8 protein-coding genes are annotated in these 8,440 nt (G+C 35.8%); 3 read left to right on the top strand and 5 right to left on the bottom strand.

Annotated elements, in window-relative coordinates; translation table 11 throughout:
- From Q8J68_RS04450 to Q8J68_RS04440, 3 genes are all read left to right on the top strand, one after another.
- Positions 1 to 415: glycosyltransferase (locus tag Q8J68_RS04450; protein WP_305310339.1), on the top strand; the 415-nt coding region annotated here is incomplete at its 5' end.
- A 114-nt stretch (positions 416 to 529) separates the two neighbouring features.
- Positions 530 to 1,420, top strand: a complete 891-nt coding sequence (locus Q8J68_RS04445) for a glycosyltransferase family 2 protein (RefSeq protein ID WP_305310338.1) — start codon at positions 530 to 532, stop codon at positions 1,418 to 1,420.
- Between the two features lie 39 nt (positions 1,421 to 1,459).
- Positions 1,460 to 2,407 (top strand): glycosyltransferase family 2 protein, encoded by a 948-nt coding sequence (locus Q8J68_RS04440; RefSeq protein ID WP_305310337.1) that lies wholly within the window; start codon positions 1,460 to 1,462, stop codon positions 2,405 to 2,407.
- A 21-nt stretch (positions 2,408 to 2,428) separates the two neighbouring features.
- Here Q8J68_RS04440 and Q8J68_RS04435 read toward each other — a convergent pair whose 3' ends face one another.
- From Q8J68_RS04435 to Q8J68_RS04415, 5 genes are all read right to left on the bottom strand, one after another.
- The gene (locus Q8J68_RS04435; protein ID WP_305310336.1) at positions 2,429 to 3,331 is read right to left on the bottom strand and encodes a glycosyltransferase; all 903 of its coding nucleotides are present in this window, start codon (positions 3,329 to 3,331) and stop codon (positions 2,429 to 2,431) included.
- Positions 3,331 to 4,776 (bottom strand): lipopolysaccharide biosynthesis protein, encoded by a 1,446-nt coding sequence (locus Q8J68_RS04430; RefSeq protein WP_305310335.1) that lies wholly within the window; start codon positions 4,774 to 4,776, stop codon positions 3,331 to 3,333. The genes Q8J68_RS04435 and Q8J68_RS04430 overlap by 1 nt, the downstream gene beginning before the upstream one ends.
- A gap of 1 nt (position 4,777) precedes the next feature.
- Positions 4,778 to 6,166, bottom strand: a complete 1,389-nt coding sequence (locus Q8J68_RS04425; RefSeq protein ID WP_305310334.1) for an MmgE/PrpD family protein — start codon at positions 6,164 to 6,166, stop codon at positions 4,778 to 4,780.
- Between the two features lie 65 nt (positions 6,167 to 6,231).
- Positions 6,232 to 7,341 (bottom strand): ATP-grasp domain-containing protein, encoded by a 1,110-nt coding sequence (locus Q8J68_RS04420; RefSeq protein ID WP_305310333.1) that lies wholly within the window; start codon positions 7,339 to 7,341, stop codon positions 6,232 to 6,234.
- 4 nt (positions 7,342 to 7,345) lie between these two features.
- Positions 7,346 to 8,437, bottom strand: a complete 1,092-nt coding sequence (locus Q8J68_RS04415; RefSeq protein ID WP_305310332.1) for a DegT/DnrJ/EryC1/StrS aminotransferase family protein — start codon at positions 8,435 to 8,437, stop codon at positions 7,346 to 7,348.
- Positions 8,438 to 8,440 lie beyond the last annotated feature (3 nt).

Genomic DNA, 8,440 nt, shown 5'->3' with positions numbered 1-8,440 from the left:
TGAACTTAAAAAAAACTATAGTAACTATTTTGAATCGGGTCAAGTTTTGCATTATGAAGGTTTGGATGAAAACGACCTCTTATTTACATACTCAAATTCTCTATTTTGTGTGCTTCCAAGCCGTCATGAGCCATATGGCCTTGTGGTACTTGAAGCAATGGCTGTGGGAAAACCAGTGATAATAACAGATCAGGTAGGTGCAAAAGAGGTTGTTGAAAATGGGCAAGAAGGCTTTATTGTTCCTTTTGGGGATTCAGACATACTTGCAGATATAATGAGAAATCTTATCGAAAACGAAAACCTTATCGAAAAAATGGGAAGGCTTGCAAAAAAGAAAGCATCGAAAAATACTTGGGAGATTAAAGCACAGGAGTATTATAATCTATATAATAATATAACTAAAAAATTTAGTTAAATGCACTTGCTTTGAGTCACCCATAATATTTTGCAGTTCATAGCAAAAAAGATATATAACAGTAGAATATAATTTTAATAATATATTAGTTTATGGAAAAATAAAATGGTTAAAATGTCAGAAACAATTAATTTCATATCAGTTGTAGTACCCTGCCTTAATAGCGAAAATACTGTTGAAAAATGCATTCATTCACTTCTCGAGCAGAACTATCCATCAAATTTCTGTGAAATAATTTTTGTCGATAATGGATCAAAGGATAAAACTATAGACATTATCAAAAAGTATCCCGTTCAACTATTAATTGAAAATGAAAAAAACCCATACGTTGCAAGGAATAAAGGTGCAGTGAATTCAAGGGGCCAGATATTAGCTTTCACTGATTCTAATTGTGAAGCTGATAAGAATTGGCTGTCAGCTATAAATGACTACATCAATAGAGGAGTCGAAGTTTCACAGGGACCAGGTTTTCTGACAAAACAAAAAGAGATCATACCCCGGGCAGAATGCAACCAATGGGTAATGAAAGATGATGATTTTTGGGGAGATGGAAAAAACATTGCACTTCTCAAGAGTGTCTTTATGGAGGTAGGTGGATTTCCTACCCATTATACCGGGGGTGACTCATTAATAGTCTATAAGTTGAAAACTTCGGGTTACAATGTCAGATACAATGAGAATCAAAAGGTATACAGAGAGTTTTCCACTAAGTTTTCTGTTTTGCTAAAAAAGAACTGGAAATATGGCAAAGGCGACATTGCAATTGATTTGTTCAATAATAGGCTGGACAAGAAGAAAAAATATGTTCTATGCATGAAGTCTTTTTTACGTTTTTTCATAAAAATACCTGAGGCAAAGAATCCAGAAGAGTTCTTCATATCCAATTTTTATTATCATACAATGAAAATTACTCGGTCGATATCATACATTGTTAATTACAAATTAGTATTAAATAAATGTAAGGATATTGAAGGCTTTACTCAAGTCGATAGACCTAATCCATAATGAAAAACACTTACAAAATATAACATTTAGGCTTCAAACATGAAAAACTATTTAGAATCATCATACTCCAGCAAAGAAACTGAAGGCATTTTCTTTTTCGGCTCCTATGAAAACAAGCCACAAACAGCTTCTATTGTGATTGTAACTTATAGCACTAAAAAAAAAGATCTAGAATTATGTCTTGACGCTCTAACTGAACAGAAGGACTATGATTTTGAGATAATCATCGTCGACAATAATGATATTGCAGATATAGCCCCAATTATTTCCAATTACAAACTCAAATACATCAAGTTGAAAAAAAACTTTGGTGTTAATATTGGAAGAAACATCGGTACAGCTCAATCTAATGGAGAGATTATCATTTTTCTTGATGATGATGCCGTACCTGCTTCTGATTTTGTTAAGCAACACATTATTGCACATCGAGACTATGAAATATTGGCCCTAAGAGGAAAATCGTTGCCAAAAACCACAAATATCTATAATTATTTCGCAGTGAGTTATGATTTGGGAGATGAAATAATTCCATGGACCATAGATCTTGAGGGGAATTCATCTTTTAAGAAAAATGTGCTTCTAGAGGTTGAAGGATTTAATCCCAACTTATGGGGTCATGAAGGAATTGAAATCTCATACAGAATCTTAGAAAAATATGGTGATAAGAATAAACTAATCTACAGTCCTAATCCTATAATATATCATGACTATGCCACCTGTTTTAAAAAATACATTAAAAAACAGTTGAGACATGATACATTCAGTAACCTCTCAACTGGTAATTCCCCTTATCTAGATAATTTCTCAGCAGAATATGAAATGACAAATACATCATTACAAAAGTCGAACCTTGAATTATACATTAGACTGAAATTATTATTTATTAGAAAAATTACAATATTAATTAAGAGGGCTAACAGAAAATATCACATTTGCAGAACATATATGACATCTTCACTTAATGATTACACAAGAGAAAAGCAATAAAATGTCATGTATAATATTGAATTATTTTCTCATCAAATGTTTCTTTATTACTCTTACAAATTTAGCAGGTAAGCACATCTTCACTGTTATTGATATTAATTGTGCTTTGCTTAAATCTGACACGAACAGACTTAGATTTCGAATCCTAAACTTTTCTTCCAACTTAGAATTACCTAACCTGGAATAGTACTCTGCAAGCCAGTACCATGTACTCATTCTGATAGCTTTTTTTTCAGTTTCTGATCTCATTGACCAGACCCCCCCTTCATGGACACGATACACAGATGGTCCTATCATAGGTAAGTACATGCCAGAACCGTATTGTCCTAAAATAGAAAAAAGAAACGTATCACCATTTTTTACGTATCTTGCCTCTTCTGGGTACTCTCTGAGAATATCAAGATTTCTAAAAAATGCTGTTAAGGGCAAGATTAAACACTTACACGCCATCATTTCATAACTGGTGAAGGAGCGCTGATCTTGAAGTGATATTCGGGATCTTTTTTCAAGGCCTTTCTCACCCAATATATAGTCACTGTGATAGCAACATACAATGTCGGGATTTTTTTCAAGACACTCAAACTGTATCTGTAATTTTTTAGGGTCAGTCCAATAATCATCACCTTCGCAGAGAGCAATATATTTACCTTTAACCCTTGGGTAATTGAATGTTGGATTGATTTTTATATTTCTTGAATACTGGTTTATATTCTGATAGATTGGCTTGATTAACAACGGGTACTTTTGTTCATATGATCGGATTATTTCTGCTGTTTTATCAGTTGATGCGTCATCGTGTATAAGGATCTCATATATGAAATTCGTTTCCTGCATAAGGAAACCTTCTATTGCATCAGCTATGAAGTTTCCATGGTTGTATGCATTACAAATGATGCTTACAACTATCTCTTCTTTTTTGTCCATTATACATTCTTCCCAAATTTATTAATTACAATTTCTTTAGCAAGCTCCATTGCTTTGATTTTAAGAACAGAACTTGCTACAATGTACATAACTCCTGCAAGAGTACCAAAAAGCACCAATTCAATCAATGCTGGCTGAGTAGACACTTCTACAGCAAAATATACCAAAACAGCAATAATTCCAGACAAAAGAAATCCGGGGAGAACATCTCGGATTTGCTCTCCGGCGGGATAATCAATTAGCTTTCCAGAATAATAACTGTTGGGCAGATATGACAATAGAGAAGATATAACCTGTCCTATAAGAATACCTATGACTCCGAATTGTATGCTTACTGATAGAATAAGTATAGAAATACATTTTTTAACTATTTCCAAATAAAGGAAAAGGTCAGAACGGCCTTTTACTTTAAGAATATTCAGATTAATGGAATGTAAAGGATACATCATTCCGGCGATGCACATGAGCTGCAGATAAGGTACTGCAGGCAGCCATTGGTCAGTAAGAAATACGCGAAATAAAGGTTCTGCCAAAGCTGCCATGAGTGCCATTACAGGAAAAAGTCCAAAAGTTGTCACTTGGATGACTTTGCGATATCCGACTTTCAATCGGATGTCATCTTCCTGAAGTGTTGCAAGCGCAGGATATGTAACTGTTTGTATAGAATTTACCAGTTGATTAAGAATTAACTCTTTTATCTTGCTGGCAAAGAAGTAGTGGCCCGCAATAGTGGTTGTAAATAATTTAGCAATCACCACTATGTAAATATTTCTATAGATAGTGTCTAATAGACCTGATAAAAATAGTTTTGAGCCAAAACCAAACATTTCAGATAAAGAGCTTTGGCTGAATACAAATGTTGGCCTCCATATATCCATAGACCACAAAAAAAATGTGAAAACTAAAGAAGAGATTATTGTTTGAGCAATTAAAGCCCATACCCCAAAGCCAGCGTATGCCATTACCACTGCACACAAGCCAGAGATGAATGTTGCAGGAACTGCAGCCTTAAGTTGTGTCTTAAAATCAAGATTCCGACTGAGAATGATGTTCTGGACAACTTGGAACGCATTGATAATAATCACAATCCCTACAACCCGAATGAGAATCGTAAGTCTTGGCTCTTCATAGAAAAGGGCAACAAATGGAGCAGTGGAGAACAACAGTATATATGCAAGAACTCCCAAGGCTAAGTTACTATAAAAGGCAGTACTAAAATATTCTTGTGTAGGATTGTGCTTACGAATTAGAGCATGAGAGAAACCAAGGTCCATGATGCTATTAGCAACGGCAATAAAAACTGCTAGCATAGCCATCAGACCATACTCCTCAGGTGTCAGGAAACGAGCAAGGAGCAGAGTTACTAGTAGTCCAATTCCACGCCTGCTTAACTTTTCGGCAAAATTCCAGAAAATTCCTATAGTAGTTTTTTTTGTAAGGGTCATTTTATTTCATTGTTATCTTACTAAGTTTGGAAAAATCGTTCTGTGATTGCATATCTTCAATGAACATGATACACTCTTCTGCTTGCACTTTTGTCAAGCAGTTCTTTACACAATCTAGAAACTTATTTGTAAGCTCTTCCCACGAAAGAGGATTTGCAACATTTCCTTTGGGGAACTTGACACTTAGCTCGTATTCAGTAGCATTCTTTAATTTAATTTTCAATACATCTGGTCGCGCATCATCTCCTTCTTTCCAGTCTGGATGAACGTGCATTCTTACTTGATAAAGCAAAGAGTTACCCGTTATTTGCTTGAGTTGCTTGTCCTCAAACTCTGAAGGGCCCACTTTCTTGTACATAAGAGCGGCCGTAATTACATAGTTCATGCTAAACCGTGCTTGAAGGCCATCTGTTGGATCACGATAGAAAAGAACTTTCATAGCTCTTGGAGGGACAAAACATTGAACGGACTCAACATCTTCAATATCAAAACCATATATTTCTTGCATCTGCAGAACGCCATCTATAGAGCGGTGCGTAAGCGCACATGAAGCATGTCTTTTTATATTGATTCCAGGACACTCAATGACAAGTTTAGAACTAAAATCTTTAAACCACTCATTCAAATGATGATTCGGTCCAAAGTAGGTGTTGAAAAAACCAATATCACCATCTAATGCACACTCAGAAGCTGTAAATCCCTCTTTTGCCAGCAATGCAGAAATAATACCAATTCGTGCAGCATTTCCTGCTTGGAGAGGCTTACTCATCGTGCCAAAATTCTGTACTATACCAGAAGCTTGTGATGCAGCAATCCCAAAAGCATGGATTACTTGCTTTTCCGTTAGATGAAGCAATCGGGATGCAGTCGCAGTTGCTGCAAATGAACCTATTACGCCTGTTGGATGCCACCCTTTTAGGTGCATCATTGGCATAGCTCTTGAGAATCTTGAAAGTACTTCCACACCAACACTATAAGCAGCGATTGCATCAATACCTTTAACAGGTATTACTTGAGACAAGGAAAAGATAATTGGAAAAACAGAAGCACTTGGATGTCCCTGCGAAAAGGCACCCGTATCATCATAGTCTAATACATGCATAATAGAGCCTGTAATGAATGCTGCGTCTGCACATGATAATTTTTCATCACTTCCAAGGACATTAATTTCACCTTTTCCAAGAAAGCTACCGGCAAAATGATGTAATTTTACACCTGTTTCGGTTTCATTTCCAGCTAATGTGACACCAAGAGAATCTAACATTGCTCTTTTTGCTGTTGTTATTGCGGATTCTGAAATAGAATCCGCGTTAGTATTCACAATAAATTGAGCAATATTTTTTACAATATTCTCTGCATATAAACTATTTTCTGGTTTGGTTGAACACATACAAATTACCCTTATTTCGATGTCTAAAATGCCTAATTTGATTTTAGCATCATTTTGCTTTATCTTTATTTAGACCAGGATTTTGTAGTATTCAAACAGTTTAACTGAGCCTTGGTTATTGGCGTGGCTACCAGTGTCTTAGTAAAGATAGCACCATCATGTTCTATGGGAGGTGTGTAAGCCGGAAATTCAGCATTCGCAACGAATGTATTTATAATCAGTGAGAGATCATCCTGACCCAACAGCATTCGAGGAAAAGTATTTCCATTTGTTCGCATATTCATCTCTTGTGCTTTCCATTCGCCCTTCCTATCTTTTCGGAATTGAATTGTAACTGGACCCGCACCCCCTTCATTCCAAAGCGCTTTAGCATATTTTATTGCTAAACTCTCAAGTTCTTCATTAAAAACTTTACTAAATCCAATTGTCACTCCTGAATCGTGCATATTTTGAGATATAAATATTGGTGCTATCGCACCACCAGGGTAAACAAAAGTGTGGCATGAAAAATGGTAGATGTTGGGGGCATGGGCAAACAAAGGAACTAAACGTTCAAAAGACTCAAAATATTTCTTGTTCGCATCTTTTTCTCCTAAATACTCCTGGAGGATGTAACCTTTATATTCACGTGCAATTAATATATCATTCCAATTACGTACAAAAAACACTCCTTTCGATGCAAAACCACGTGCTGGTTTAGCAATCAAAGGATAATCAACCCTGCTGCAAAATTCTTTCAACTCATCTGTAGAGATGGAATCGTCGAGCAGAAAAGTTTCTGCAAAAGGTAACATGTGTTTCTGTGTAAATTTCCAGGTTTGCCATTTATCCAGAGCATAAAGGACAGTACTCAGCTCCCCATACGGCAACACACCAGGGAGATCTGGATTGTCATGCATGAGTTTCCATAAAACTTCAGTATCTTCATCCCTGCCACAAAGAATTAAGTCAGGTTCTACATTTTTAATAATGTTTGTGATTTCTGGCAAAAAATTTTTGTCTGCCGTATTTGGAACCAAGAAGCACTTATCACATCGGAAATTATTCGAGCTTGCTGCTACACTATTAGTGCCAAACACAGTTACATATTTTCTACGATTAAATTCTGCATAATCAAGAACATCCAAAATGTTCTGTCCAACTAAACTCCCAACACTTACAATCAAAATTTTCATAAAATTATTCCTCCATCTCATTTTCCAAATTACATATTATCAAACTGCAAATCTGTTCTTGTGTTAAAGAACTCATTCCTGGATATAAGGGCAGGCACAGAATCTTCTTTGAAATATCATCCGATTTTTTTTGAACTGAATTAACATCCAGGTATTCAAGACTATCCAAAGAAGGAAAAAAATATCTTCGAGGATATATTCCAGCTGAATTCAGAATCTTTTTCATTCTTTCCATTGTTTCCTCATTCTCAAAAATAACTGGAAAATAACTAAAGTTATTAGTACATTGAAAAGTACGTTTTTGAATTAGTACATATTTTGTAAGTTCATTTTCGTATCGATGCCATAGCTTAGCCCGCTCTTTCAGAATAATGTCCATTTCATCAAGCACACACAATCCCATTGCAGCCTGGAACTCATTCATTTTAGCATTTATGCCAAGGCCCACAATTGAATCTGTATCATCAATACCGAATTTGATCATCAGTCTGGCTTTTTCATAATCTTCCTTCTTTTTGAAGATGATTGCTCCACCTTCTATAGTATGAAAGAGCTTTGTAGCATGAAAACTAAGTGTTGCTGCATCACCATAAGACAGAAGGCTTCTGTCTTTGTATTTTACTCCAAATGCATGTGCGCCATCGTATACAGTTTTCAGTCTATGCTTAGATGCTATATTTTCAATTTTTTCAACATCACAGGCATTTCCAAATACATGTACAGGCACAATTGCAGTGGTTTTTGACGTGATAGCTTCTTCTATCTTTGATGGATCAATACACAATGTTTCAGGATTGATATCTGCAAAAACAGGTTCTATCCCTTCCCAGACCAAAGAACTGGTAGTAGCTACAAAACTGAACGGTGTTGTTATTGCGTGACCGGATATGCCAAGAACCTTATAGGCAACTTGCAGAGCAGAGGTTCCATTGGATATTAAAAGAAGATTCTCAACACCAAGATACTCCTGTAATCTTGCTGTCAGCTCCTGAACCAAAGGACCGTTATTGGTTAACCAGACTGTTTCATATATTCTGTCAATACATTTGTTCAGCTTTTCTCTGTCAGGAAGGTAGGGTCTGGTTACATTGATCATTAT

The organism is Methanolobus sp., assembly GCF_030682845.1.
In the GTDB taxonomy this organism is placed as follows: Archaea; Halobacteriota; Methanosarcinia; order Methanosarcinales; family Methanosarcinaceae; genus Methanolobus.
Note: the sequence above shows the minus strand (reverse complement) of the source record. Positions and strands in the feature narration are given on the sequence as shown.

Bases quoted from the DNA above. Each gene is read 5' to 3' on its own strand.
- Q8J68_RS04445 (WP_305310338.1), top strand. From the start codon at position 530: ATGTCAGAAACAATTAATTTCATATCAGTTGTAGTACCCTGCCTTAAT.
- Q8J68_RS04440 (WP_305310337.1), top strand. From the start codon at position 1,460: ATGAAAAACTATTTAGAATCATCATACTCCAGCAAAGAAACTGAAGGC.
- Q8J68_RS04435 (WP_305310336.1), bottom strand. From the start codon at position 3,331: ATGGACAAAAAAGAAGAGATAGTTGTAAGCATCATTTGTAATGCATAC.
- Q8J68_RS04430 (WP_305310335.1), bottom strand. From the start codon at position 4,776: ATGACCCTTACAAAAAAAACTACTATAGGAATTTTCTGGAATTTTGCC.
- Q8J68_RS04425 (WP_305310334.1), bottom strand. From the start codon at position 6,166: ATGTGTTCAACCAAACCAGAAAATAGTTTATATGCAGAGAATATTGTA.
- Q8J68_RS04420 (WP_305310333.1), bottom strand. From the start codon at position 7,341: ATGAAAATTTTGATTGTAAGTGTTGGGAGTTTAGTTGGACAGAACATT.
- Q8J68_RS04415 (WP_305310332.1), bottom strand. From the start codon at position 8,437: ATGATCAATGTAACCAGACCCTACCTTCCTGACAGAGAAAAGCTGAAC.